This window comes from Enterobacter sp. EGD-HP1 (genome assembly GCF_000733275.2).
In the GTDB taxonomy this organism is placed as follows: Bacteria; Pseudomonadota; Gammaproteobacteria; order Enterobacterales; family Enterobacteriaceae; genus Enterobacter.
In genome coordinates this window covers 66,041-90,760 of sequence record NZ_AVOP01000006.1, presented here as the reverse complement: position 1 = coordinate 90,760, position 24,720 = coordinate 66,041, and the positions used below count along the sequence as shown (strand labels likewise).

Genomic DNA, 24,720 nt, shown 5'->3' with positions numbered 1-24,720 from the left:
CTGCGGGGATGCGTGACCATTTCTGATGCAGTTGTTCAAAAAAACAGCGCTTCCGGGTGTGACCAATTTTAAATCACCCACTTAGACCCGCTTCGCGCTTTGTGCGAATTATTTGTGCAATCAGCTTGAGTTTCCAGGGGCGCGCAAGTATTATGACGCGTCAATTTTTCAGCCGACCTTTAACACGTTCCTTGCCTCCCCGGGCCTCGGCTGACCCAGACAGGAGGCTGAATAATCCGTAAGGAGCAATTCGATGCGTCATTACGAAATCGTTTTTATGGTCCATCCTGACCAGAGCGAACAGGTTCCGGGTATGATCGAGCGTTACTCTGCTGCCATCACTGGTGCAGAAGGTACGATCCACCGTCTGGAAGACTGGGGCCGCCGTCAGCTGGCTTACCCGATCAACAAACTGCACAAAGCACACTACGTTCTGATGAACGTTGAAGCGCCGCAGGAAGTGATCGATGAGCTGGAAACTACCTTCCGCTTCAACGATGCCGTTATCCGCAGCATGGTTATGCGTACCAAAAACGCAGTTACCGAAGCATCTCCGATGGTTAAAGCGAAAGACGAGCGCCGTGAGCGTCGCGATGATTTCGCAAACGAAACCGCAGATGATTCTGATGCTGGGGATTCTGAAGAGTAATTTCTGATGACCAACCGTCTGGCGTTGTCCGGCATCGTATGCAGGGCTCCCCTTCGAAAGGTCAGTCCATCAGGAATTCCGCATTGCCAGTTCGTGCTTGAGCATCGTTCTGTGCAAGAGGAAGCCGGGTTTCACCGGCAGGCGTGGTGCCAAATGCCCGTTATTATTAGCGGACACGAAAACCAGGCCATTACTCACAGTTTAACGGTCGGTAGTGCAGTAATCGTTCAGGGGTTCATCTCTTGCCACAAGGCAAAGAACGGCCTGAGCAAAATGGTTCTGCATGCCGAGCAGATTGATTTGATAGATTCTGGAGACTAGCCATATGGCACGTTATTTCCGTCGTCGCAAGTTCTGCCGTTTCACCGCGGAAGGCGTTCAAGAGATCGACTATAAAGATATCGCAACGCTGAAAAACTACATCACCGAAAGCGGTAAGATTGTCCCAAGCCGTATCACCGGTACTCGTGCAAAATACCAGCGTCAGCTGGCTCGCGCTATCAAACGCGCTCGCTACCTGTCCCTGCTGCCGTACACTGATCGTCATCAGTAATCGGGCACGGTCCATTAATACGACTTTAAGAGGATAAGGTAATGCAAGTTATTCTGCTTGATAAAGTAGCAAACCTGGGCAGCCTGGGTGATCAGGTTAACGTTAAAGCGGGTTACGCACGTAACTTCCTGGTTCCACAGGGTAAAGCTGTTCCAGCTACCAAGAAAAACGTAGAGTTTTTCGAAGCACGTCGCGCTGAACTGGAAGCCAAACTGGCTGACGTTCTGGCGGCTGCTAACGCTCGCGCTGAAGCAATCAACGCACTGGGCACCGTTACCATCGCGTCTAAATCTGGCGACGAAGGTAAACTGTTCGGTTCCATCGGTACCCGCGATATCGCTGATGCAGTTTCTGCAGCAGGCGTTAAAGTGGCTAAGAGCGAAGTTCGTCTGCCGAACGGCGTTCTGCGTACCACTGGTGAGCACGAAGTTGACTTCCAGGTTCACAGCGAAGTGTTCGCTAAACTGGTTGTTAACGTTGTAGCTGAGTAATTTTTTACTCTGCTCACGTTGAAACGCCGGCCTTGTGCCGGCGTTTTGCTTTTTAGAGAACCGGGTTTTTAACGCGCCCTGATAAAACTGCCGTCCGGCTGGCGGGTAAACAGTACCTGCTGTCCACTTCCCGTATCAATCGTTAACCCTGTCACCACCCCGCTGGCATTCTGGCGAATCTGTACCATCTGACCATTCTGCAGGTTACTGAGCGGTTTACCCGCACCTTCCACCTGCGCCATGGCATATACGTCGGTTGGCGGCAGGTTGTGGTCCCGGAAGAGTTGTGCCAGGGTTTTGCCCGGCTCTACGCGATAGGAACGCCACTGTTGCTCAATGCCGGTGGGCTGTTGCGCCTGAGGCTGAGACGGGGCGGCGGCTTGATCCTGCGGTTGTTCATCCTGAATAGGCTCTGGCTCAACCGGCGCGACCTGACCCGGATCGTTAGACGGGGTGACGAGCTGCGTCTGCATCGGCTGTGCGTCAGGCTGCGGCCGCGTCTGCGACTGAATGTCCAGTTGGGCATTGCGGGTGACGGGTGCGGTATCGACATCATCGCCCCCGGAAGGTAACAGGAAGCCCAAGATCACCATCAGCGCGCCAATGATGATCCCTCTGCGATGCAGAGGAGGCAGCGGGTCCATGATGCGAAAATTGTCCGGCGCCTGCCAGATTTTCGCCAGGGTAGGTTTCAGTTCAAATCGCCCGGGCATGGCACTCCTCCTGCTCCGCGTATTTTTTATCCTGTGCCCCGAAGTATAGTTTGCTAACTGCCTGAACGGCGTAGTAAACCCGACATCCGTGACATCAGTTCGGGATTAATCCTGGTTATCTCTATTGTTTCTGTTTCGTCGCGGTTTGTCACCTTAACTTCAGACAAAGTTTTACCCATAAGGGCATGGCTGATATGCTGCCCGCTACTTTAAATGTGATGGAAGGAAAACCCATGACCACCCCGACTTTTGACACTATCGAAGCGCAGGCAAGTTACGGTATCGGCTTGCAGGTAGGACAGCAGCTGAGCGAATCCGGCCTGGAAGGTCTGTTACCAGAAGCGCTGGTGGCGGGTATCGCTGACGCGCTGGAAGGCAAACAGCCTGCCGTTCCGGTTGACGTCGTGCACCGTGCGCTGCGTGAAATCCACGAGCGTGCTGACGCCGTGCGTCGCGCGCGCTTTGAAGAGATGGCCGCTGAAGGTGTGAAATATCTGGAAGAGAACCGCGAGCGTGAAGGCGTGAACAGCACCGAATCCGGCCTGCAGTTCCGCGTGATCAATCAGGGCGACGGCGCAATCCCGGCACGTACCGACCACGTTCGCGTACACTACACCGGTAAGCTGATCGACGGCACCGTCTTCGACAGCTCCGTGGCGCGCGGCGAACCGGCTGAATTCCCGGTGAATGGCGTTATCGCAGGCTGGATCGAAGCGCTGACCCTGATGCCAGTGGGTTCTAAATGGGAGTTGACCATCCCGCACAACCTGGCTTACGGCGAGCGCGGCGCTGGCGCGTCCATCCCGCCATTCAGCACCCTCGTGTTTGAAGTCGAGCTGCTGGAAATTCTGTAATCGACTTTTCTTATTTCCTCTCCCCGGTTGGGGAGAGGAAATAAGTGTTAAAACCTATAGTTACGACGTAATCAATATTTTATCTTGCAAACGAAACTGTTGCGTGTATTTTTGTGAGCTGTTTCGCGCTGTATGAGTGATATGACACTCACTTTCAACATATTATTAACATAATATCTAAATCATAGTATTCATCCCGCCGATTCTTACCTAATATCGATAAACCCTTACAAAGGGACCGTCATTTTTTTGACGTTTTTAAAGGCCAGAAGAGCCTTAACAACACAGACAGGCATAAACAGGAAAATTACATGGTAGATCAGGTCAAAGTCGCCGCTACAGAAGAGGCGACGTCTGAACAGTCGCTACGGCGCAATCTCACAAACCGTCATATTCAGCTCATTGCGATTGGGGGTGCCATCGGTACCGGGCTGTTTATGGGGTCAGGCAAAACCATCAGTCTTGCCGGGCCGTCGATCATATTCGTTTATATGATCATCGGTTTTATGCTCTTCTTCGTGATGCGTGCAATGGGTGAATTGCTGCTCTCGAACCTCGAATACAAATCCTTTAGCGACTTCGCTTCTGACCTGCTCGGGCCGTGGGCGGGATATTTCACCGGCTGGACCTACTGGTTCTGCTGGGTGGTCACCGGTATGGCGGACGTCGTGGCGATTACCGCCTACGCGCAGTTCTGGTTCCCGGGGCTGTCGGACTGGGTCGCCTCGCTGGCGGTCATTGTTCTACTGCTGAGCCTTAACCTCGCCACCGTTAAAATGTTCGGTGAGATGGAGTTCTGGTTCGCGATGATCAAAATCGTGGCGATTGTCGGGCTTATCGTCGTGGGTCTGGTGATGGTGCTCACCCACTTCCAGTCGCCAACGGGCGTTCAGGCCTCGTTTACCCATCTGTGGAATGACGGTGGCTGGTTCCCGAAAGGCATCAGCGGCTTCTTTGCCGGCTTCCAGATTGCGGTATTTGCTTTCGTGGGCATTGAGCTGGTGGGAACCACGGCTGCAGAGACCAAAGATCCCGAGAAGTCTCTCCCGCGCGCCATTAACTCTATTCCGGTTCGTATCATCATGTTCTACGTCTTCGCGCTGGTCATTATTATGTCCGTGACGCCGTGGAGCTCCGTGGTGCCAACCAAGAGCCCGTTCGTTGAACTGTTCGTGCTGGTAGGCCTGCCTGCTGCCGCGAGCCTGATTAACTTCGTGGTGCTGACCTCTGCGGCGTCTTCCGCGAACAGCGGCGTATTCTCCACCAGCCGTATGCTGTTTGGTCTGGCGCAGGAAGGCGTGGCGCCGAGCGCGTTCGCCAAGCTGTCGAAGCGCGCGGTACCGGCTAAAGGGTTGACCTTCTCCTGCATGTGCCTGCTGGGCGGTGTGGTGATGCTCTACGTGAACCCAAGCGTGATTGGCGCGTTCACCATGATTACCACGGTCTCTGCGATCCTGTTTATGTTCGTCTGGACCATCATCCTCTGTTCATACCTGGTGTACCGCAAGCAGCGTCCACACCTGCATGAAAAATCGATCTACAAGATGCCGCTGGGCAAGCTGATGTGCTGGGTGTGCATGGCGTTCTTCGTCTTCGTGCTGGTTCTGCTGACGCTGGAAGATGATACCCGTCAGGCGCTGATCGTCACGCCGCTGTGGTTTATCGCGCTGGGGCTGGGCTGGGTGTTTATCGGTAAGAAACGTATGGCAGGCATGCGTTAAGGATGTTGCCGGGTGGCGCTGACGCTTACCCGGCCTACGTTCGAGGACGTTGTAGGCCCGGTAAGCGCTAGCGCCACCGGGCTTTTTTATTTATCAGCTAATGCCCGCGGGAACAGAACGTTGTTCTCAAGACTGATGTGTTCCATCAGGTCGTCGATCAACTCGTTAATGCCATTGTACATCGCTTTCCACGTTGTGCACGCTTCTGGCGGCGGCGTGACGTTGTGGGTGGTGTGTTTGATCACCTCCAGCAATTCACCTGCGTCATCGTGCTCGCTTTCCATCACGCTGATTGGCCCCATTGCCTGGCTTCCCATTCCCTGTTTAATCATCGGGAAGAGGATCTGCTCTTCTTTCATCATGTGGCTGGAAAGCTCTTCGTGCAGCAGGGTCAGGTACTTCGCCAGGCCGCGCGGTACGGACGGTTTATCGGCATGAACGCGCTCGACTTTGGTCGCCTGCAGGATCAGTTCCGGCAGCTGTTCACGGTGACGGTCATGGTATCGCACGATGATATGGTCGATGATTTCAGCGAGCGGGGCGGTTCGCCAGTCTTTGTCGACGGGCTGCTCGGCTAGCTCCGCCAGCTCTGCTTCAATCACCTCAACGTCCAGCTCCATGCGGGAAGCCGCTCGCGCCAGGGTTTGCTTACCGCCGCAGCAGTAATCCATATCGTATTTACGGAACAGCGCTGAAGCGCGAGGAATGGAGAGCGCCAGCTCGCCAAGGGGTTGGTCGCGAAAGGCCATAGCAGTTACCTCGTCATTAATAATATAAGATGCATATTAAATGCATCTTTAAGGCGACGCTATAACCCTTTAGAGGGACGGGTAAAAGTGAGATGCGGATCACAAAAATATCCGATTTAACTCTCTGAATGGACTTAGGAAAGTGGTTTAGAAACTTTTTAAAGGTGTAGAAACAGTAAACAACCCGCCGCGCCTGCCGATATATCCACGTCAGACAAACCTGCATATAACAAAGGCAACGCATGTTTAAACGTATAAAAGTCATTACCCTTCTGATTTCGGTGCTGCTTGTGCTCGGCATCATGCAAGTGATTTCCGCCGGTATCTTTATCAACGCGCTGAACAACGATAAAGACAACTTCACCGTGTCGCAGCTCTCCAGCAAGAACGTGGCGGAGTTTACCGATGCGTGGATCAGTCTGAATCAGGCCCGCGTGACCCTGAACCGCGGGATGTTGCGCCTGCAAAGCAGCATGGCCTCGCAAATTAACGGCGGTCAGCTGAATGAACTGGTGACGACGGCGAAAAATCTGCTGACAGAAGCCCAGGTTCATTACGATAAATACTATGCCTTGCCGAATACTCCAGGGCTGGATGAGAACCTGGCTAACCGGCTCGAAGAGCAGTACCGCATTTACTCTGCAACGCTGACCCAAATGAACGTTCTGCTGAGCCAGGGCAATCTGGAAGATATGTTCAAGCAGAATGCAGAACAAAAGCAAAATGCGATGCAGAAGGTTTATCGTGAATGGCGTGAAGCGCAGGCCGCGCTCACCGATAAAGGCATTCAGGATAATGAAAGTGATTACAAACACATCCTGTGGATCCTCTCTGCGGTCATGCTGCTGGTGATTGTGGTGATTATTTCCAGCTGGGTAGCCATGCGCCGCGTGCTGCTGCTGCCTCTGGAAGAGGTGATTAACCATATTCGCGCCATTGCGGCAGGGGATTTAACCCAGCCGATTCAGGCTGACGGTAAAAATGAGATGGCCATCCTGGCGCGCAACGTTCAGGAGATGCAAACCTCGCTGGCGAACACGGTGGGCGTGGTGCGTGAAGGCGCCGATACCATTTACACCGGTGCAGGCGAAATCTCTGCGGGCAGCAACGATCTCTCCTCACGTACCGAGCAGCAGGCCGCTTCTCTGGAAGAAACGGCTGCCAGCATGGAACAGCTGACGGCAACCGTGAAGCAGAACGCCGACAACGCGCGTCAGGCGTCTCGTCTGGCGCTGGACGCCTCCTCAACGGCGAAGAAGGGCGGTAACGTGGTGGAAGGCGTGGTGCGTACAATGGACGAAATCGCCACCAGTTCCAGCAAAATCGCGCAAATTACTAACGTGATCGACGGTATTGCCTTCCAGACTAACATCCTGGCGCTGAACGCGGCGGTGGAAGCGGCGCGCGCGGGCGAGCAGGGTCGCGGTTTTGCGGTGGTGGCCGGTGAAGTACGTACTCTCGCACAGCGCAGCGCCCAGGCGGCGAAAGAGATCAAAGCGCTGATCGATGATTCCGGCGAGCGCGTGAACGCGGGCTCCCAGCTGGTTAACGAAGCCGGGGAGACGATGGCGGAGATCGTCAATGCGGTCACCCGCGTCACCGACATCATGGGCGAAATTGCCTCGGCCTCTGACGAGCAGAGCCGCGGTATCGACCAGGTGGGCCAGGCGGTAGCCGAAATGGACCGCGTGACCCAGCAGAACGCCTCGCTGGTAGAGGAGTCTGCGGCCGCGGCGGCAGCGCTGGAAGATCAGGCAGCACGCCTGAACGAAGCGGTGGCGGTGTTCAAAATCACCCGCAACCAGGCGGTTAAAGCGGCGCCGGTAAAAACCTACGTGCCAAAAGCGCAGCCTGCAGCGGCGGCGTCTGAAGGGAACTGGGAAACGTTTTAACATCATGCCGGGTGGCGCTGGCGCTTACCCGGCCTACGAAACGGCTCCTTGTAGGCCGGGTAAGCGCCAGCGCCACCCGGCAAAAATCACATCTCCGACGCCGGAACGACCCGCGGTTTTTCCGGCTTCGCCCTTACCGCCATCACCACCCCCACCACCAACAGCGCGATCCCGCAGGCCGTGAATAGCGGCGGCACGCTCTGGCGCATCAGGAAGGTATAAAGCAGTCCGGCCAGGGTTTCGAAGACAATCAGCGGCCCTAAGATCACCGTCGGCAGCTTCTGGCTGGCAATGTTCCAGCACAGCGCGCCCACCCATGAACACAGCACCGCAATCGCCACCATCAGGCCGACAAACACCCACGGTCTTGGCCCGAAGGGCTGGGCGAAGTCAGGCTGTTGATGGCCTAACCAGATGCACGCCCCGGCATAGCCCACCATTGAGACGGGCAGGGTGACCAGCGCCTGCGCCGTCGCCCACATCATCGGGTGCTTGTCCGGGTTCTCCCGCAGCCAGCGCGCGTTGCGCAGGGCATACCAGGCCCAGCACGCCACGGAAATGAACGCCAGCACAATGCCAGAACCGTATCGCCACAGGTCAACTTCCGCCTGCCCATGACGCAGCTCGGCAATATTGACGCATACCAGCCCCACGGCGGTGCAGATCAGCGCCGGCGCCATTTTTGACCACGCCAGTTTGCCATCGCGGTGGCTGTAGAGCAGGTTCGCAAAGACGGGGATGACGACCGGCAGCGTGCCGATAATCATGGTAGATACCGGCGCACCGGTACGCTGAATGGCGCTGGCGAGGCAAACGTAGTAGATAAGATTCCCCATCATGGTTAGCGCCAGCGCGGTACCCCAGTCCTTGCGGCTGAGCTGACGCAAGCGCGCGCGTCCCAGCCACGCCAGAGGCAGAGCAATCAGCCCGAGCGCCAGATAACGTCCGGTCGACTGCAGTATTGCCGGATACTCGGGCACAATCAGCGGGCCGACAAAAATCAGCCCCCACATCAGCCCGGCCAGCAGGGCATACAACACACCACTAATCATTTTTCCATCCACAGGTATTTACGCTGTATGCAGTGTAGGAGGGGAAAATGCGCGCGTATTGTATGAGGTTGCGCATTAGCGCCGGGTGACCTGCTTCTGGTAGCGCACGGGGGTAATGCCGTAGCGGTGGGTAAACGCGCGGGTTAAATGAGACTGGTCCGTCAGTCCGGTCGCGGCGGCAACCTCTGCCGCGGGCATGCCGTGCGTGAGGAACGCTTTGGCGCGCCAGAGGCGAATGGCCATCAGCATCTGGTGCGGCGTCACGTGAAAATGGGCTTTGAACTGGCGCTGGAAATGGTACGGGCTGAGCGAAACGACGCTGGCCAGCTCGTCCAGCGTCAGGGCGCGCATATAGTTGTCGTGCAGGTACTCGCGCACGCGTTCGAAGCGGTGCGCGCCTTCCTGAGCCACCGGCGCGTGATGGGCAAACGGCCGGAAGGTATCAATCAGATCCAGCAGTAATCCTTTTTGCGCAAGCGGATCGTCCGTATGCCACAGGCCGTAAATGAGTCTGCCGATTTGCTGCGAGCGCAGCGGGTCATGACGGGTCACGTCGCTAAACCACCAGTGCCGGAGGCCGGTCACCTCTTCCAGCAGATCGGGTTCGATATAGACCATCCGATAGCGCCAGCCGCCCTCGGTGGCGGATTCACCGGTGTGGATCTCGTCCGGGTTCATGGTAACGACGGATTTTTCCGCCGCGAGATGCTGGGTACCGCGATAGCGAAAGCGTTCGGCACCGGTTTCAATCGTGCCGATCCCGAAGGCTTCATGGGTGTGAGGCTCAAAGGCGTAGTCAGAAATGTGCGCGTGATACAGCTCCAGACCCGGTAGCTGCGCCAGATGGCGAAAGCGCGCGCTGTCTCTTTCATCAATAAACTGTTCCGGTACGCCTTGCACGGTGAGCCTCCTCGTGGTCATCTTTTCATTATCAGAGATGACCGGCGTTTATGCACTAAACATCTTTGCCCGGACGGTCTTACGGTAATCCCCCGGAGAAATCGTGGTTTTATGCTTAAACTGGCGATTAAAGTGCGCAATATCCTGATATCCAACCGCATTCGCAATCTCCTGAATGGACAGATTGGTGGATTGCAACATTGTCATGGCGGATTCAATTCTGGCGGTTAATAAATACTGCAGAGGAGACATGTCGGTGGCATTTTTAAAGCGGCGATTAAAGTTGCGCAAACTCATGCCAGCCATATCGGCAAGATTTTGCATGGATATATCTGTAGCGCAGTTGGCTTTTATCCAGATTTGTATTTGAACGATCTCTTCATCCGGATGAGGTTTGTTTTCTTCACTGTAGCATTGGCGATCAAACTGGCTGCGAATTTCATGGAAAAATGTCCGCTGAGTATGTGTGGCTACACGTTTTCCGTATATCGTTTCGATAAAATGAATCGTCAGGTCTGACAGGGCCTTAACGCTTGCGGCACAGAAAATATTATCGGCCTGCGTGAGAAAGTGTTTTGTTTGTAATTTTACGCTGGGGTAGTCGCGCGAGAATTGTTTGAAGTAGTGCCAGTGGGTGGTGGCGGGCTTCCCGTCGAGCAGTCCCGACTCCGCCAGAAAACAGCACCCCGTTCCGACGGCGGCGATGCGGGTTCCTCGCGCGGCCTGCTCGGTCAGCCATTTCAGAAGTTCAGGCTGCTGTCTGACCACTGCACGAGGATTCCGCCACAGGGCAGGAAGATAGATAACGTCATAGTGCCTGTCTGCAGCAAGCGTGATATCGGCGGTGATGCTAAAACCACTGTGCGTCAGGATAGGCTCGCTGTTTATGCCAATGATATTCACCTTCAGAATACTCTCCGGGCGACAGAGTCTGAAGAGCGACTTCTCAGGTTTGTGCGTTTCTGCGTGGGACATTGTTTTTTGCTCGGCTAAAAAGCTGCTGGCTGCGGCTTTCCACATTTCAATCGGCAGGCTGAGACCGGAAATTAGCATGCGTTCACATAACACAAATCCTATTTGTGTATTTGTCATTTTTGGTTAATACCTGTTTTGGCTATTATTTTTGGTGGCTCAACGTTACCCTGGCCAGAAAAGTCAGCATTTTGGCTGGATTTTCATATTAGCTTTTGTGGGTGATTTGTAAACTCATATCTGAAACGATCGCACTTACTTAGCAATATTAATCAGAGACCACTACAGGATGGATTATGGCGAAATTACCCGTAATAACGGCTTTTGGCGGCTACGGTCCAGCGGGTCGTAGTTCTTCACATCATGCATTTCGTCGAATGATTATTGAGTCATTATCGGAAGAGGAAAGGCAGGAGGAATTATTATCGTTAGCCATCCTGATGGGCACGCTTAAATATAATGAGGGCGATTATTGCGACATTTCAGGTAAAAGATTTACACCTGCTCAGGCTGCCGCGAGGATAAAAGACGAGGTGCTTGAGGGAACCCTAATCAGAAAAATTACGCGCGACTATTTCGATGTCGATGCTATCGCCAGCCATGCAAAATTGAATATGGTTTCAGGCGAAGAAGTATTCAGTTTTAATATCTCTGCCAGGCAATTACCTGACCCTTTACCGGCGGGATGGCAGGTTGAGGCATTAGCGGATCAGCGCGCGCGTATTACCGTTCAGGGAGAGATGGACTGCAAAATTGAGGCGTTTTTGCGCACGGAAGTTCAGGCTGCAGGCTTGCTGCCGCAGGGATTCCGCCCGGGCGACCATTACAGCTCGCAGTTTCATCCGCGGGCGTTACAAATGGCGATTGTTGGGGCGTCAGACGCCATCAACGCCCTGGGGATCCCGTGGCAAGAGGTGCAGGCAAAAATCGCGCCGGATCAGCTCGGTGTCTATTCGGGCAATATCCTGGGACAGCTCGACGATTATGGTTTTGGCGGAATGCTGCAGTCTCGCCTGAAAGGCCATCGCGTCAGCGCTAAACACTGTCCGCTGGGCCTGAACAGCATGTGTGCTGATTTCCTCAATGCGTATGTGCTGGGTAGCGTCGGTCATACCAGCGCCACGCTGGGGGCGTGCGCCACGTTTCTGTATAACCTGAATGCGGCAGTCGAAGATATCAAAGCGGGGCGCATTCGCGTAGCCGTCGTTGGTAGCGCCGAAGCGCCGGTTACCTCAGAAGTGATTGAAGGATTCGACGCCATGGGCGCCCTGGCAACACAGAGCAAGCTTAAGCACATTGATGAAACGGAAACGGCCGACTGGCGCAACAGCAGCCGCCCGTTTGGTAACAGCTGCGGTTTTGTTATCGCAGAATCCAGCCAGTATGTTGTGTTAATGGACGACGAGCTGGCGCTGCAGCTTGGCGCAGAGATCCACGGTTCGGTGGGGAATGTCTTTATCAACGCTGACGGCTTTAAACGTTCTATTGCGTCGCCGGGGCCGGGGAACTACATCACCATGGCGAAAGCCGTAGCCTCTGCGGTATCGATGGCCGGGATGGAGACGGTGCAGAAGGGATCGTTTATTCAGGCGCACGGATCAAGCACGCCGAAGAATTGCGTCTCCGAGGCGGATATTTTTGACCGCGTTGCGCAAGCCTTTTCTATTCGCGACTGGCCGGTGACGGCGGTGAAATCGTATCTCGGCCACTCTCTGGGGCCCGCCAGCGGCGACCAGTTGATCGGCTGCCTCGGCGTCTTCCGCTACGGTATTTTGCCGGGAATTAAAAGCGTGTCCCACATCGCGCCGCAGGTGAACAACGCGCGCTTAGCCATTCCTCTTCAGGACTGCAAGTTAGAGGAAGGCCAGGGACAAATCGCCTTTATTAATTCAAAAGGCTTTGGCGGTAATAATGCCACGGGGGTGGTTTACTCGCCAAAGCTTACCCATCAATGGTTGCGTAAACGCTACGGGGACGCGGTGTTTGCGGAATATCAACAGCGTAACCGCCAGGTGCGACGTCAGGCAAACGCATACGACGAAGCGGCATCGCAGGGTAAACTCAATGTTATTTATCTTTTCGGCCAGCAGGGGATAAATGAGGAAGATATTAAGATTGATATGAATGGCATCACCATTCCCGGATTTGAAAAACCGATAACCTACGCGACGGATAAAGAATATCCGGACTTTTAATCGCTATATCTGATTTTGTTATTAATCAATATGAGCAGGCCGGGTAAGGGAAATCACCCGGCCGCAGGAAAGAACGGTGACACCGTTACAGAATGGCTTTAATGCTTTGCGCAAGCGGCGTCGTTGCGCGCCCGATCAGTTTGCTCAGCGTATGGCTATCGTCAAAGAGTCCCCCTTTGGACGCGCCCACATCGGAGTCCGCCAGCATATCTGCCAGCCCGGCAGGCAGGCCGACGCTTTTCAGCGCGGCGGCAAAATCCGCTTCGCTGAGATTCTGGTAGGTGACAGGCTTCCCGCTCTGTTTGCTGAGTTCAGCCGCCAGTTCGCTCAGCGTCCAGCCGTGGTCGCCCGCCAGTTCGTAGACCTTGCCCGCATGGCCTTCTTCTGCGATCGCTTTGGCTGCCGCTGCGGCATAGTCTGCACGGGGAGCAGCGGCAATTTTGCCTTCGCCTGCCGCACCAATAAATACCCCGTGTTCCAGGGCAGGTGGCGCGCTCGCCAGGTAGTTTTCGGTATACCAGCCATTGCGCAGCAGGGCATACGGAATGCCGGACGCCGCCAGCGCTTTTTCAGTGGCAACGTGTTCAACGTGCAGACCCAGCGGTGATTTGTCCGCATGCAGCAGGCTGGTGTAGGCGATAAATTTCACCCCTGCCGTTTTGGCGGCGTTAATCACGTTCTGGTGCTGGGTCGCGCGCTGGCCGACTTCGCTGGAAGAGATCAGCAGTAGCTTATCCACGCCGCTCAGCGCGGCGGTGAATGCGGCTTCATCCGTGTAGTCCGCCTGACGAACCACAATTCCCTGCTGGCTTAAGGCCTGCGCTTTCGCCGGGTTACGTACGATGGCCACAATCTGGCTGGCCGGTACGGTTTTCAACAGCTGTTCGATAACGAGATGGCCAAGCTGGCCGGTAGCGCCGGTAATCGCGATCATGATGAATCTCCTTCGTGTTTGTCTGGTGTTGTGGCACACTAGCACCATAGCTAACTTTTAGTAAGTACGTACAAAAAGGTAAGTATGAAAACAACGATACCAACGCTCAGCGAACAAATGCGCGATGGCAATCTTTTCGCGGAGCAGTGCCCTTCACGCGAGGTGCTCAAACACGTGACCAGCCGCTGGGGTGTCCTGATTCTGCTGGCCCTGCGCCAGGGAACGCATCGCTTTAGCGATCTGCGCCGTAAAATGGGCGGGGTGAGCGAAAAGATGCTGTCCCAGTCGCTCCAGGCGCTGGAGCTGGACGGGTTTGTCGATCGCGTGTCGTATCCGGTGGTGCCGCCGCACGTAGAGTATAGCCTGACGCCGCTGGGCGTTGAGGTGAGCGAGAAGGTCGCCGCGCTGGCGGACTGGATTGAAGTGAATACACCGAAGGTGATGGCGAATCGGGACGATCGTGCGGCGTAAAAGCCGGGTGGCGGCTTCGCCTTACCCGGCCTACCCGTAATCTTCCATCCCGTAGGCCGGGTAAGCGAAGCGCCACCCGGCACAATCACCGCTACCTGCTCAAATCCACCTGATAAATAGCGAACCCAATATCATCCGTCGCGACCTGCTTCATCGGATACTGCGCCTTGTCCTTAATGAACGCGGCAGCTTTATCGGACGGCGACGTTTCGAAGCGGATATCCATTTTCGTATCGCTGTGGATCGGCGCGAGACGCCAGTTGTTATCCACTGCCGGATGAATTTCACCCGCCTTCTTCGACTCCGCGCCGATCCACGCCGCCAGCACCGAGCGGTTCTCGTCCGGCGAGGCAAAGGCGATGTGGCTATCTCCCGTCCCGGCAAACTTGCCGCCGTAGGCGCGGTAGTTATTGGTCACCACCAGGAAGGTGGCATTCGGGTCGATCGCCTTGCCGTTGAAGGTCAGGTTTTTGATGCGCTCCGCCTGCGGGTTAATCGCCTGACACTCGCCGTCATATTTCGCCGGCTGGGTGACGTCAATCTGGTAGTTCACGCCGTCGATTACGTCGAAGTTATAGGTCCGGAAGCCGTCCCAGTTAATCAGCGACTGCGGCTTGCTGCTGTGCGGGTCAATCTGGTTAAACTGTCCGGCAGAGCACTCCAGCCACTCTTTCACTTCCTGGCCCGTCGCTTTTACCACCACCAGCGTGTTCGGGTAGAGATAGAGATCGGCGGCGTTACGGAAGGTCAACTGGCCCTTTTCGACTTCAACATAGCTTGCCGGGTCATTCTTACGCCCGCCCACCTTGAATGGCGCAGCGGCTGACAGGACCGGCAGTTTTGCCAAATCCGGATCGCCCTGCACAAAGTGTTCGGCATAGGCTTTCTGCGCCATGTTGACGACCTGAACGGTCGGGTCGTCCTGCACCAGCGCCAGGAAGCTGTACATGTTGTCGGCGGATTTGCCGATCGGCTTGCTGACAAATTCGCGCGTGGCGTCGTGATCGTGCTTCAGCACGTCGACCAGTTTTTTATCTTCCGCCGCCAGAGATTTTTTAGCCGCAGCGTCGTAAATCGGGCGCGCTTCGGCTTTTGACTGCGTCACCTTCCAGCTGCCGTCGTCGTTGTTCAGCACCAGATCCACCACGCCAAGATGGTCGCCCCACATGCCCGGCATCACCGACGGCACGCCGTTGAGCGTCCCTTTCTCAATGTCTGCCCCTTTGATGCTGGCGAAATCTTTGCCCGGGAAGACCGCGTGGGCGTGGCCGAACAGGATCGCGTCGACACTCGGGACCTCACTCAGATAGTAAACAGAGTTTTCTGCCATGGCCTGGTACGGATCGGCGGAGAGACCCGAGTGGGCGACAACGACCACCAGATCGGCGCCTTTTTCCCGCATTTCCGGCACGTATTTGCGTGCGGTTTCGGTGATGTCGTTAACGGTCACTTTTCCGTCGAGGTTGGCTTTATCCCACGTCATGATCTGCGGCGGGACAAAACCGATGTAGCCGATTTTCAGCGTCTGTTTTTTACCGTCCTTGTCGACGACGTTTGTCTCTTTAATCAGATAAGGGGTAAAGAGCGGCTTTTGGGTCTTAACGTCGATGATATTGGCGTTAACATACGGGAATTTCGCACCGGCCAGCGCGTCATGCAGGTATGTCAGACCGTAGTTGAATTCGTGGTTGCCGAGGTTGCCGACGGTATAGTCCAGGGTGTTCATCGCTTTATACACCGGATGGATCTCGCCTTTTTTCAGGCCCCTGGTCGCCATGTAATCCCCGAGCGGACTACCCTGAATGAGATCGCCATTGTCGACCAGCACGCTGTTTTTCACTTCGCCACGCGCCGCATCGATCAAACTTGCCGTGCGCACCAGTCCGAATTTTTCCGTCGGGGTATCTTTGTAGTAATCGAAGTCCATCATGTTGCTGTGCAGATCGGTCGTTTCCAGAATACGCAGATCTACCGTCGCCGCCTGCACGCTCGCTGCAATCAGCGTCGCCAGAAGCGTTGCACTAAACTTAATCATCAGAGGAGTCCTTTTTTCGATGCAGAGCACAAAAGAGTATGTATCTATAACGTGTTGCTTACAGAAATGTGAATCCTGACAGAAAAAAGTCACCTGAAACCGGAATTGCTTCACAGATAGCGGAATTGTTCACATTACGATATAACTAAAACAAAGAGTTAACCTCACTGCGTTAACAAAGAGGTGGAAAATGCTAGATAAAATTTGTCAGCTCGCACGGGATGCGGGAGATGCCATCATGCAGGTGTATGACGGTAGCAAACCTATGGAGGTGGTCAGCAAAGCCGACGACTCTCCGGTCACGGCGGCGGATATTGCGGCGCATAAGGTTATCCTGAAAGGGTTACAGGCCTTAACGCCGGACATCCCCGTTCTGTCAGAAGAAGCGCCACAAAGCTGGGACGAACGCCAGCGCTGGCAGCGCTACTGGCTGGTCGATCCGCTGGACGGGACGAAAGAGTTCATCAAGCGCAACGGTGAATTCACCGTCAATATCGCCCTGATTGAGAAGGGCAAAGCGGTGCTGGGCGTGGTCTACGCGCCGGTAATGAAGGTGATGTACAGCGCCGCAGAAGGGAAGGCGTGGAAGGAAGAGTGCGGCGTGCGCAAGCAGATCCAGGTGCGCGATGCGCGTCCACCGCTGGTGGTGATTAGCCGCTCGCACGGCGACAGCGAGCTGCAGGAGTATCTGCAGCAGCTGGGTGAACACCAGACCACCTCGATTGGCTCATCGCTGAAATTCTGCCTGGTGGCGGAAGGCCACGCGCAGCTCTACCCTCGTTTTGGGCCAACCAACGTCTGGGATACCGCGGCAGGTCATGCCGTTGCCGCGGCCGCCGGGGCGCACGTTCATGACTGGCAGGGCAAGCCGCTTGACTATACCCCGCGCGAATCCTTCCTCAACCCCGGCTTCCGCGTCTCTATTTACTGAGCCAGCAGCTTATGCAGCAGGTCGACAACCTGCTGCACCTCTTCCTGGGTTAACGCGCCGTCTTTCGCCCACTGTACGCGGCCCTCTTTATCCAGCACGATAATCGCGGAGCTCTCTTCCTCCAGCTGCCAGGCCTTACGGGTTACGCCGTTGCTGTCGACGATAAACTGCGACCACGGATAGAGCTTTTTGTTGCTCTCAAGGCTGGAGCGCACAAACATCCCGGAGCCCGGGATGGCATCGTCGGTATTCACGATCGTGGTGGTCTGGTAGCGGTCGTGAGGGAATTTTGCGGCCTTGATCGCTTCCACCAGGTTGGCATTTTTCTCTTTTGCGGATGTACGACCAGCAATATGTTGTACAACTCTCACTTTGCCCGCGAGCTGCGCGCTATTCCAGGGTTTGTAGCTAAACTTATCATTGTCGAGAATCAATTCTCCCCGGTCAGCAATGCCGACTGGCGGTACACGTTGTCCTTTTTCAATGCTGTGAGCGGAAGCCCACAGGGGCAGCAGCAGGCAGGCTGCTGCAAGGATATTACGTAGGGTCATGGCGTTTCCTTATTGTTTGCAGGTGATCCGACCACTTGGTCTTGCGCTTTTAATCATAAGTGCGATCAATGGGGTTTTCCCGCAATCCCGATGCCAGTTTGCGGGTGAACGCACATATCCATGAAAAAACGACGGCTTATACTGCTCTCAGTCACGCTTTGCAAAGATTATTCTGAATAATTGTAATCAAACGGTAAATAAACTTATGCACACTGGGTAACACCGTAGTTCTGGTCTATAGTCATTGGGCATCAAAATTTGCGCTCAGGACAGTCGGGCCGATTGTGGCACCGCAAGAGCGTATGATTCGCAGGAGATACAAGAATGAAAATTTTCCAACGCTACAACCCGCTTCAGGTGGCGAAGTACGTGAAGATCCTGTTCCGTGGACGGTTGTACATCAAGGATGTTGGCGCTTTTGAGTTTGATAAGGGCAAGATCCTTGTCCCAAAAGTGAAGGACAAACAGCACCTGTCTGTGATGTCCGAGGTCAACCGTCAGGTTATGCGTCTGCAGACTGAGATGGCTTAACCAACGTGCTATGCAGTAGTAGTAGATAAAAAGACGGCTCCCAATGGGAGCCGTTGATGTTTGTGGGGGCAGGAAGGTTACGCCGACACTTTCTCTTCCGCATCCGGCAGCTTCGGCACCAGTACGGTCGGCTTGTTGTCGATGCGCGTCACCAGCAGCTGGTCGATGCGGTAGTTATCAATATCCACCACCTCAAACTTGTAGCCAGAGAACTTCACCGAGTCGGTACGTTTCGGGATTTTACGCAGCATAAACATCATAAAGCCGCCGATGGTCTCGTAGTTGCCGGACTGCGGGAACTCGTCGATATCCAGCACCCGCATCACGTCTTCAATCGGTGTGCCGCCATCAATCAGCCATGAGTTATCGTCGCGCTGAACAATCTGCTCTTCCAGCCCCTGGCCAACCAGGTCGCCCATCAGCGTGGTCATCACGTCATTCAGGGTGATAATACCCACCACCAGCGCGTATTCGTTCATGATCACCGCGAAGTCTTCTCCGGCGGTTTTGAAACTTTCCAGCGCTTCGGAGAGCGTCAGGGTGTCCGGCACAATCAGGGTATTGCGGATCTGCACGCCGCTGTTAAGCGCCAGGCTCTGATTTGCCAGCACGCGGTTCAGCAGATCTTTGGAGTCGACGTAACCGATGATGTGGTCGATATCTTCATTACAGACCAGGAACTTGGAGTGCGGATGCTGCGCCACCTTGTTCTTCAGACTCTGCTCATCTTCATGTAAATCGAACCAGATAATGCTTTCACGGCCCGTCATGGAAGACGGCACGGTACGGGATTCCAGTTCGAATACGTTCTCAATCAGCTCGTGCTCCTGCTTGCGCAGCACCCCCGCCAGCGCGCCGGCTTCCACGACCGCATAAATGTCGTCAGACGTGATGTCGTCTTTACGCACCATCGGCAGCTTAAAGATGCGGAAAATGACGTTTGCCAGGCCGTTGAAGAACCACACCAGCGGACGAAACACGTACAGACAGAAGCGCATCGGGTTGATGATACGCAAAGCCACAGCTTCTGGCGCAATCATACCGATGCGTTTCGGGGTCAGGTCTGCAAAGAGGATGAACAGGCCGGTTACCAGCGAGAAGGAGAGGATAAAGCTCAGCTGTTCGGCCAGTTCAACGGACATGTACTTAACGAACAGGCTATAAAACGCCGGGGAAAACGCCGCATCACCCACGATACCGCCGAGAATGGCGACCGCGTTAAGGCCAATCTGCACCACGGTGAAGAACATGCCGGGGTTTTCCTGCATTTTCAGGATGCGGGTAGCATTGATGTTGCCTTCATCGGCAAGCAGCTTCAGTTTGATTTTACGGGACGCGGCCAGCGAGATCTCAGATATCGAGAAAAATGCACTGACGGCAATCAGACAAAGTATTACTAAAATACTGTTTAACATAGTTTATCCGGCTTCTCGCCAGATCCTCGGAAGGGAAGTTGATACCATTTGTGTGAAAACACATTGAACGTCAGCTCGTAGCGTTGAGCCGATTATTTCAGCGGGTAGTATAGCGTAAAGAGATGTAAATCTGCCAGAGGTCACATTTTTGGCATAAAACAGACCGGACAGCGTGGCGCTGTCCGGTACAGGGCGCTATTTCGCGGCGGATAAACGGGCGTTCCCCTCCGCGCGTCGTGAGGCGCTTCCTCCCCACACCTGGTCATACTCATAACCCGTTAACTGCTTTATCACCACGCGGGTCCTGGCGTCGCAGTCGCGGTAATCGCCGCCCAGCTTGCGGCGCGCAATCTCCTTCAGGAGCAGCTTGTGCGTCTCGCGGGTGAGCTTGAACCTGTAGGTGGTAAAGAAGCTGACCGCCAGCAGGGCTGCCGTCGCGAAGATCATCAGGCCGATAATCGCCCCCAGCGCGCTTTCAGGCTGTGCACCGCTGCCCTTCACGAAGCCGGACTCCTGCAGCACCAGGCCAATGATCATGATGGCAATCGCCACGGTGCTCTTACGGGTCAGGACCATCACACCGGCAAAAATGCCTTCGCGGCGCTGCTGGGTCACCATCTCGTCAATATCCGGAATGAAGCTGTAAATATTCCACGGAATATAATAGAGACCGGCGCGGGCGGCACCCAACAGAACAAAGACCGCCGAGAACAGCAGCGTCGGCACCTGCGTTTTGGTCAGGTAGACCGTAAACAGGAACGCCAGTACCAGAAGGATGCAGCCGTACGCGAGTCGCAGGGCGGCAGACGGCGTCATGTTCAGACGGTTCAACAGCAGCATAAATCCATAGGTACCGGGTACTGAGGCAAAGGCGGCAATACTGAGCCAGCCGGAAACCGCTGAGGCATCCTGGCTCAGGCAATACACGACATAATAGGTAAAGACCGAGCCGAATACGTCCATCGCCGTGAACGAAAAGATATAAATAATAATATGCAGGCGAAACGCGCGAATGCGGAATGACGAAAAGAGATCCAGTACCAGGTATTTCAGGTGATTGAGTATCCCGCTGCTGCGCTGGTTGTCCACTTTAAAATCGGACTCTTGATGCACATCCTTTGCTTCCCAGGTGGTGTACCAGGTAATAAATACCGCGATGCAGAACACGCAGGAAAATATCAGTCCGGTGAGAGTATAGGTAAAGGGATTATCTTTCCCCGTGAACTGCATAATCACGCCGGGAACGGAAACCGCAAGAAAACCGCCCAACTGAGAGCAGATCATGCGCACGCCGGAGAGGCGACTACGCTCTTCATAGCGGTTTGTCATCTCCGCCGCCAGCGTCTCCCAGGGCACCAGCACCATTGCCGACAGCAGCTCAATAGAGAGATAGGTCCCCAGGTAATACCAGTAGCCCATGTCCGTCAGCCACAGCAGGGCATACAAAAACATGAGCGGCGAACTGAGTAGTAAAAAGAAGCGGCGACGGCCAAATTTACGTCCGAGCCAGGTATCGCCGAAATTATCGGTGATATAGCCCATAATCGGGCTTAATAACGCATCAATCACGCGGGCAATGGCGAATATGGACCCCGCTTCAATAACCGAGAGCCCGCAATAGGTGGTGTAAAAAAAGAGCAGCCAGGTGCCAATGATGGTGAACGCACCTCCGCCAAACAGATCGGTTACGCCGTAGCCAAGCGCCACGCCGTAACCCACTCTACGTTCAGTAGGTTTGACCATAATAATATCCAGTGTAGGGTAATGATTAACCTGTTTTTCAGGTCGTATTTTTATTCAAATCTGGACGACACATTACGTTCTACTTATTGAGTTCTATCCATTGTCTTAACTGAGATGAGCGATAAATTGCCTCCACAAGGGTGAGTGATTTTCCGGCTTCGCGGATGTCGGTGTAATTCGCGTTTCCGGGATGAGAAATGGCATGATAGAAACGGCGGATCGCCTGCTCATGCCCCAGCCCCCAGTAGCTTTTGACCGAGCCGTCAGGGGAGTTATCGCTGGCCAGCCTCCGGCGCTCGCCGGGAGTGATGCGCCAGAGCACGTTGTCACTGAGCAGCAGAGAGCCCCGTTCGCAGTGGATTTCAAGCCAGAGGGGGGAGTCCGTGGTATTGCAGTTGCTGGCATAAAACAGGCCGCGCGCGCCGTTGGCAAAATGCAGCGTCGCCATCGCGCTGTCTTCTCCCTCGGTCACGTCCGCCAGCTCGCCGCGGTCCACCACGCCTTTCACCCGCGTCACGCCGCCGGCGAACCACTGCATCAGGTCGAGGGTATGGATGGCCTGGTTGATCAGCAGGCTGCCGCCTTCCGTTGCCAGCCGCCCGCGCCACGGGCTTTCGGTGTAGTACGTGCCCGAGCGTGACCACGTCAGCACCGCTTTGATGCTGAGCATTTTCCCCAGCTCGCCGTCGTCCAGCGCCTGGAGAATGCCCAGGCTGGTGGGGTTGAGCCGGTTCTGGTAGCACACGCCGAGCAGCCCCGGCGCCTGCTCCGCGGCGCGGGTGATTTCAACGAGCTCGCTGCTGTTCATCCCCACCGGTTTTTCGCAGAAAACATGCTTCCCGGCGGCGAGCGCCGCCAGGATCATGGTTTTATGCTCGAAATGCGGGGTGCAGATATGGACCACGTCGATGCCCCCATCCAGCAGCATTTCCCGGTAATCCTGATAAAAGCGACACTGATAGCCCATCGCCAGCTTCTGTCCTTTGACGCAGTCGATGTCTACCAGCGCGCGCAGTGCGACGTTGGGCATCTGGCGCAGCGCGTTCACGTGGCAGCCGTGAATTGCACCGGCACCGATAACCGCCGTGTTCAGGATCGTCATTATCGCCTCCCGTTATTCCGTCGCGTTCGCCAGCATCTGAGCCTTCACGCAGAGCTCCGCCGCTTTGAAAGCGTGCGCCTGCGTCATGGCGTTTTCGGTACGATGCAGACAGTCGAGGATCAGTTCGCCAAAGAACGGGAACCCGACCTCTCCGGCGACCGGATAGCGGAATTCCCCCTTTTTATTGACGAGATAAACCACGTCCTGCTCGCCGCGGGTGAGATCGACATATTTGCGGATTTCGATATAGCCTTCGGTTCCGAGCAGCGTCAGACGGCCATCGCCCCAGGTTGAGAGTCCGTCCGGGGTGAACCAGTCGCAGCGGAAATAGCCGCTGGCGCCGTTTTCGCCTCTGATTGTTGCGTCGCCGAAATCTTCAAATGCCGGATGCTGCGGATGGTTGAAATTGCGTGCCTGGCTGGCGACCACGGTGGCGTTACTGTTGCCCGTGTAAAAGAGAAATTGCTCGATCTGGTGGCTGCCGATATCGCACAGAATGCCGCCGAAGTAGCGACGATCGTAGAACCAGTCCGGGCGGCCCGTTCCTTCCCGGTGCGGGCCGGTGCCCAGGGTTTGCACCACGCGACCGATCGCCCCCTGCTGTACCAGCTGTCCGGCAAAAACCGCGCTTTCGACGTGCAGACGTTCGCTGTAGTACACGGCGTATTTCCGTCCGGTTTTCTCGACCATCGCTTTGGCATCCGCCAGCTGTTCAAGAGTGGTGAGCGGCGCTTTATCCGTGAAGTAGTCCTTGCCCGCGGCCATGGCTTTCAGCCCCAGCGCGCAGCGCTCGGAGGGGATGGCCGCACCCGCAACCAGACGCACCTCGTCGTCGTTGAGTATCACTTCCAGCGACTCCGCCACTTTTGCCTGCGGGTACTGATGGATAAATTTATCCACTTTGGCCGGATCGGGGTCGTACACCCATTTCAGGGTGGCCCCGGCTTCTATCAGGCCGTTACTCATCCCGTAGATATGGCCGTGGTCGAGCGCGGCGGCGGCGAAGACGAATTCACCTTCGCGGACAACCGGCTGCGGTTTGCCCACCGGTGCATAGTTCATTCCGTCATGCTTGTTCATGGTGTCACTCCTTCATCCAGATCTTTGCCAAGAGGAATCGCACCGACTTCGCTGAAGTTGGCGACGCTTGCGGATTTTTCATAAAAACGGGGGGCGAGGGCGTTCGTCCCGCCGGTACGGTAAAACGGGTCATCGCGCTGAATCGGCAGCGAGACCACGCTGCGGGTAATGGCGGATTTATAGATCGCAGTAATCAGCTCCAGGGAGCGTTTGCCCTGCAGGCCATCCACTAACGGCGCGGTGCCGTGCTCAATGGCATAAAGCAGGTCGTTAATTTGCCCGGTATGCAGCGTCCACTCGAGCTTCGGCGTCTCCTGAAAAACGGCATTAAGCTGCCCTTCTCGCTGCTGGTCGTGGGTTTCCTGCGGGAAGCCGTTATCGGCGCTGACGCTGGCAAAGGCCTGCCACGGGGCGGAGATGCGCGCCTTGTCACCCTGAATGATAATTTTCTGGTCTTCGCCGTGGTGCACGACCGAGGCGGTCAACTGCGTGAGCGCGCCGCTGGGGTATTTGAAGATCGCGGCGCTGAGGTCTTCGACTTCAGCGTTGTCGTGCGCCACGTTGGTCATCATCGCCACCACCTCGGACGGGAAGCCAAGCATCCACTGAATGGCGTCGATGTGGTGCACCGCGTGGTTAAGGGTGCAGCCGCCTCCCTCTTTTTCCCAGGTGCCGCGCCACCACAGGTCGTAGTAGCAGTGTCCGCGCCACCAGAACGAATCCACCTGCGCGTGGCAGACTTTTCCCGCAAGGCCGGAATCGAGCGCGGCTTTCAGACGCCAGAAGGCATCGGTAAAGCGGTTCTGGGCAATGATGGCGAGCGTTTTGCCGCTGGCTCGCTGCGCGGCGATCATCGCGTCGCACTCCTCCAGCGAGGCGGCCATCGGTTTTTCGCACAGCACGTGGCACCCCGCGTTCAGGGAATCAATGCCGATCTCTGCGTGGACGTAGGGCGGCGTGCAGACGTCGACGATGTCGATATCCGGCTCTGAGGCCAGCATCTGCTGGTGGCTGTCATACACGCGTGCTTCCGTCAGGCCGTAGCGCGTTTTTTTCTCGTGGGCTTTTTCCGGGTAGATATCCACCAGCGCGACGATCCGGCAGCGCTGGCCAAACTGCAAATAGCCCTGAATATGGTTATGCGAGATATTTCCTGTTCCCACAATAGCGACATTTAACATCGATT

At 55.5% G+C, this 24,720-nt stretch carries 24 protein-coding genes; 11 read left to right on the top strand and 13 right to left on the bottom strand.

Features of this window, described 5'->3' with window-relative positions; translation table 11 throughout:
• The first annotated feature begins 253 nt into the window (after nucleotides 1–253).
• The 4 genes from rpsF to rplI are packed head-to-tail and all read left to right on the top strand — an operon-like array spanning nucleotide 254 to nucleotide 1,693.
• Entirely contained in the window at nucleotides 254–649 is a 396-nt protein-coding gene (gene rpsF / locus N037_RS06905) for a 30S ribosomal protein S6 (RefSeq protein WP_014068637.1), read from the top strand.
• A gap of 6 nt (nucleotides 650–655) precedes the next feature.
• The gene (priB, locus tag N037_RS06900; protein ID WP_008502895.1) at nucleotides 656–970 is read left to right on the top strand and encodes a primosomal replication protein N; all 315 of its coding nucleotides are present in this window, start codon (nucleotides 656–658) and stop codon (nucleotides 968–970) included.
• Between the two features lie 4 nt (nucleotides 971–974).
• Nucleotides 975–1,202: a 30S ribosomal protein S18 gene (rpsR, locus tag N037_RS06895; RefSeq protein WP_000135199.1), complete on the top strand. Its 228-nt coding sequence runs from the start codon at nucleotides 975–977 to the stop codon at nucleotides 1,200–1,202.
• A 41-nt stretch (nucleotides 1,203–1,243) separates the two neighbouring features.
• A complete protein-coding gene (gene rplI, locus N037_RS06890; RefSeq protein ID WP_023310148.1) occupies nucleotides 1,244–1,693 on the top strand; it encodes a 50S ribosomal protein L9 in 450 nt (149 codons plus the stop codon).
• 68 nt (nucleotides 1,694–1,761) lie between these two features.
• Here the strand turns inward: rplI and N037_RS06885 are convergent, their stop codons facing one another.
• Nucleotides 1,762–2,406 (bottom strand): OapA family protein, encoded by a 645-nt coding sequence (locus N037_RS06885; protein WP_032639870.1) that lies wholly within the window; start codon nucleotides 2,404–2,406, stop codon nucleotides 1,762–1,764.
• 233 nt (nucleotides 2,407–2,639) lie between these two features.
• Here N037_RS06885 and fklB point away from each other — a divergent pair, with 233 nt between their 5' ends.
• Nucleotides 2,640–3,260 (top strand): FKBP-type peptidyl-prolyl cis-trans isomerase, encoded by a 621-nt coding sequence (fklB, locus tag N037_RS06880; protein ID WP_008502892.1) that lies wholly within the window; start codon nucleotides 2,640–2,642, stop codon nucleotides 3,258–3,260.
• A gap of 311 nt (nucleotides 3,261–3,571) precedes the next feature.
• The gene (cycA, locus tag N037_RS06875; RefSeq protein ID WP_023334269.1) at nucleotides 3,572–4,981 is read left to right on the top strand and encodes a D-serine/D-alanine/glycine transporter; all 1,410 of its coding nucleotides are present in this window, start codon (nucleotides 3,572–3,574) and stop codon (nucleotides 4,979–4,981) included.
• 86 nt (nucleotides 4,982–5,067) lie between these two features.
• Here the strand turns inward: cycA and ytfE are convergent, their stop codons facing one another.
• Nucleotides 5,068–5,730, bottom strand: coding sequence for an iron-sulfur cluster repair protein YtfE (ytfE, locus tag N037_RS06870; RefSeq protein ID WP_032639868.1), 663 nt, complete (start codon nucleotides 5,728–5,730; stop codon nucleotides 5,068–5,070).
• Nucleotides 5,731–5,972: 242 nt separating this feature from the next.
• Between ytfE and N037_RS06865 the strand changes: the two genes are divergently transcribed.
• Nucleotides 5,973–7,622, top strand: a complete 1,650-nt coding sequence (locus N037_RS06865) for a methyl-accepting chemotaxis protein (protein WP_023334271.1) — start codon at nucleotides 5,973–5,975, stop codon at nucleotides 7,620–7,622.
• Nucleotides 7,623–7,708: 86 nt separating this feature from the next.
• Here the strand turns inward: N037_RS06865 and N037_RS06860 are convergent, their stop codons facing one another.
• The 3 genes from N037_RS06860 to N037_RS06850 form a co-directional block, all read right to left on the bottom strand.
• Nucleotides 7,709–8,674, bottom strand: a complete 966-nt coding sequence (locus N037_RS06860; RefSeq protein ID WP_032639866.1) for a DMT family transporter — start codon at nucleotides 8,672–8,674, stop codon at nucleotides 7,709–7,711.
• A 75-nt stretch (nucleotides 8,675–8,749) separates the two neighbouring features.
• On the bottom strand, nucleotides 8,750–9,574 hold the full coding sequence (locus tag N037_RS06855) for an AraC family transcriptional regulator (protein ID WP_023334274.1): 825 nt from the start codon (nucleotides 9,572–9,574) through the stop codon (nucleotides 8,750–8,752).
• Nucleotides 9,575–9,622: 48 nt separating this feature from the next.
• The gene (locus N037_RS06850) at nucleotides 9,623–10,666 is read right to left on the bottom strand and encodes a GlxA family transcriptional regulator (RefSeq protein ID WP_032639863.1); all 1,044 of its coding nucleotides are present in this window, start codon (nucleotides 10,664–10,666) and stop codon (nucleotides 9,623–9,625) included.
• A 413-nt stretch (nucleotides 10,667–11,079) separates the two neighbouring features.
• Here N037_RS06850 and N037_RS06845 point away from each other — a divergent pair, with 413 nt between their 5' ends.
• A complete protein-coding gene (locus tag N037_RS06845) occupies nucleotides 11,080–12,741 on the top strand; it encodes a beta-ketoacyl synthase (RefSeq protein ID WP_231686670.1) in 1,662 nt (553 codons plus the stop codon).
• A gap of 85 nt (nucleotides 12,742–12,826) precedes the next feature.
• On the opposite strand, the gene N037_RS06840 is transcribed toward N037_RS06845, so the two are convergent.
• The gene (locus N037_RS06840) at nucleotides 12,827–13,675 is read right to left on the bottom strand and encodes an SDR family oxidoreductase (protein ID WP_023334277.1); all 849 of its coding nucleotides are present in this window, start codon (nucleotides 13,673–13,675) and stop codon (nucleotides 12,827–12,829) included.
• Nucleotides 13,676–13,759: 84 nt separating this feature from the next.
• On the opposite strand from N037_RS06840, the gene N037_RS06835 reads away from it, so the two are divergent.
• Nucleotides 13,760–14,146 (top strand): winged helix-turn-helix transcriptional regulator, encoded by a 387-nt coding sequence (locus N037_RS06835; RefSeq protein WP_023334278.1) that lies wholly within the window; start codon nucleotides 13,760–13,762, stop codon nucleotides 14,144–14,146.
• 91 nt (nucleotides 14,147–14,237) lie between these two features.
• On the opposite strand, the gene N037_RS06830 is transcribed toward N037_RS06835, so the two are convergent.
• Entirely contained in the window at nucleotides 14,238–16,181 is a 1,944-nt protein-coding gene (locus tag N037_RS06830) for a bifunctional 2',3'-cyclic-nucleotide 2'-phosphodiesterase/3'-nucleotidase (protein ID WP_032639859.1), read from the bottom strand.
• A 190-nt stretch (nucleotides 16,182–16,371) separates the two neighbouring features.
• Between N037_RS06830 and cysQ the strand changes: the two genes are divergently transcribed.
• A complete protein-coding gene (cysQ, locus tag N037_RS06825; RefSeq protein ID WP_032639857.1) occupies nucleotides 16,372–17,112 on the top strand; it encodes a 3'(2'),5'-bisphosphate nucleotidase CysQ in 741 nt (246 codons plus the stop codon).
• On the opposite strand, the gene N037_RS06820 is transcribed toward cysQ, so the two are convergent.
• On the bottom strand, nucleotides 17,106–17,663 hold the full coding sequence (locus N037_RS06820) for a YtfJ family protein (protein ID WP_023334281.1): 558 nt from the start codon (nucleotides 17,661–17,663) through the stop codon (nucleotides 17,106–17,108). The two genes, cysQ and N037_RS06820, sit on opposite strands and share 7 nt — an antisense overlap.
• 324 nt (nucleotides 17,664–17,987) lie before the next feature.
• Here N037_RS06820 and N037_RS06815 point away from each other — a divergent pair, with 324 nt between their 5' ends.
• A complete protein-coding gene (locus N037_RS06815; RefSeq protein ID WP_008501430.1) occupies nucleotides 17,988–18,194 on the top strand; it encodes a DUF1107 domain-containing protein in 207 nt (68 codons plus the stop codon).
• 77 nt (nucleotides 18,195–18,271) lie between these two features.
• Here the strand turns inward: N037_RS06815 and N037_RS06810 are convergent, their stop codons facing one another.
• The 5 genes from N037_RS06810 to N037_RS06790 form a co-directional block, all read right to left on the bottom strand.
• On the bottom strand, nucleotides 18,272–19,609 hold the full coding sequence (locus tag N037_RS06810; RefSeq protein WP_023310162.1) for a hemolysin family protein: 1,338 nt from the start codon (nucleotides 19,607–19,609) through the stop codon (nucleotides 18,272–18,274).
• 195 nt (nucleotides 19,610–19,804) lie between these two features.
• Nucleotides 19,805–21,352, bottom strand: a complete 1,548-nt coding sequence (locus N037_RS06805; protein ID WP_023334282.1) for an MFS transporter — start codon at nucleotides 21,350–21,352, stop codon at nucleotides 19,805–19,807.
• A 79-nt stretch (nucleotides 21,353–21,431) separates the two neighbouring features.
• Nucleotides 21,432–22,454, bottom strand: coding sequence for a Gfo/Idh/MocA family protein (locus tag N037_RS06800; RefSeq protein ID WP_032639855.1), 1,023 nt, complete (start codon nucleotides 22,452–22,454; stop codon nucleotides 21,432–21,434).
• A 12-nt stretch (nucleotides 22,455–22,466) separates the two neighbouring features.
• On the bottom strand, nucleotides 22,467–23,534 hold the full coding sequence (locus N037_RS06795) for a Gfo/Idh/MocA family protein (protein WP_032639853.1): 1,068 nt from the start codon (nucleotides 23,532–23,534) through the stop codon (nucleotides 22,467–22,469).
• A complete protein-coding gene (locus N037_RS06790; RefSeq protein ID WP_032639851.1) occupies nucleotides 23,531–24,715 on the bottom strand; it encodes a Gfo/Idh/MocA family protein in 1,185 nt (394 codons plus the stop codon). The genes N037_RS06795 and N037_RS06790 overlap by 4 nt, the downstream gene beginning before the upstream one ends.
• Between the last annotated feature and the right edge of the window lie 5 nt (nucleotides 24,716–24,720).

Bases quoted from the DNA above. Each gene is read 5' to 3' on its own strand.
- N037_RS06805 (WP_023334282.1), bottom strand. From the start codon at position 21,352: ATGGTCAAACCTACTGAACGTAGAGTGGGTTACGGCGTGGCGCTTGGC.
- N037_RS06800 (WP_032639855.1), bottom strand. From the start codon at position 22,454: ATGACGATCCTGAACACGGCGGTTATCGGTGCCGGTGCAATTCACGGC.
- N037_RS06865 (WP_023334271.1), top strand. From the start codon at position 5,973: ATGTTTAAACGTATAAAAGTCATTACCCTTCTGATTTCGGTGCTGCTT.
- N037_RS06820 (WP_023334281.1), bottom strand. From the start codon at position 17,663: ATGACCCTACGTAATATCCTTGCAGCAGCCTGCCTGCTGCTGCCCCTG.
- N037_RS06815 (WP_008501430.1), top strand. From the start codon at position 17,988: ATGAAAATTTTCCAACGCTACAACCCGCTTCAGGTGGCGAAGTACGTG.
- cysQ (WP_032639857.1), top strand. From the start codon at position 16,372: ATGCTAGATAAAATTTGTCAGCTCGCACGGGATGCGGGAGATGCCATC.
- N037_RS06790 (WP_032639851.1), bottom strand. From the start codon at position 24,715: ATGTTAAATGTCGCTATTGTGGGAACAGGAAATATCTCGCATAACCAT.
- fklB (WP_008502892.1), top strand. From the start codon at position 2,640: ATGACCACCCCGACTTTTGACACTATCGAAGCGCAGGCAAGTTACGGT.
- N037_RS06810 (WP_023310162.1), bottom strand. From the start codon at position 19,609: ATGTTAAACAGTATTTTAGTAATACTTTGTCTGATTGCCGTCAGTGCA.
- N037_RS06850 (WP_032639863.1), bottom strand. From the start codon at position 10,666: ATGACAAATACACAAATAGGATTTGTGTTATGTGAACGCATGCTAATT.
- N037_RS06885 (WP_032639870.1), bottom strand. From the start codon at position 2,406: ATGCCCGGGCGATTTGAACTGAAACCTACCCTGGCGAAAATCTGGCAG.
- rpsF (WP_014068637.1), top strand. From the start codon at position 254: ATGCGTCATTACGAAATCGTTTTTATGGTCCATCCTGACCAGAGCGAA.
- N037_RS06830 (WP_032639859.1), bottom strand. From the start codon at position 16,181: ATGATTAAGTTTAGTGCAACGCTTCTGGCGACGCTGATTGCAGCGAGC.
- N037_RS06835 (WP_023334278.1), top strand. From the start codon at position 13,760: ATGAAAACAACGATACCAACGCTCAGCGAACAAATGCGCGATGGCAAT.
- rpsR (WP_000135199.1), top strand. From the start codon at position 975: ATGGCACGTTATTTCCGTCGTCGCAAGTTCTGCCGTTTCACCGCGGAA.
- rplI (WP_023310148.1), top strand. From the start codon at position 1,244: ATGCAAGTTATTCTGCTTGATAAAGTAGCAAACCTGGGCAGCCTGGGT.
- cycA (WP_023334269.1), top strand. From the start codon at position 3,572: ATGGTAGATCAGGTCAAAGTCGCCGCTACAGAAGAGGCGACGTCTGAA.
- N037_RS06860 (WP_032639866.1), bottom strand. From the start codon at position 8,674: ATGATTAGTGGTGTGTTGTATGCCCTGCTGGCCGGGCTGATGTGGGGG.
- N037_RS06840 (WP_023334277.1), bottom strand. From the start codon at position 13,675: ATGATCGCGATTACCGGCGCTACCGGCCAGCTTGGCCATCTCGTTATC.
- ytfE (WP_032639868.1), bottom strand. From the start codon at position 5,730: ATGGCCTTTCGCGACCAACCCCTTGGCGAGCTGGCGCTCTCCATTCCT.
- priB (WP_008502895.1), top strand. From the start codon at position 656: ATGACCAACCGTCTGGCGTTGTCCGGCATCGTATGCAGGGCTCCCCTT.
- N037_RS06795 (WP_032639853.1), bottom strand. From the start codon at position 23,534: ATGAACAAGCATGACGGAATGAACTATGCACCGGTGGGCAAACCGCAG.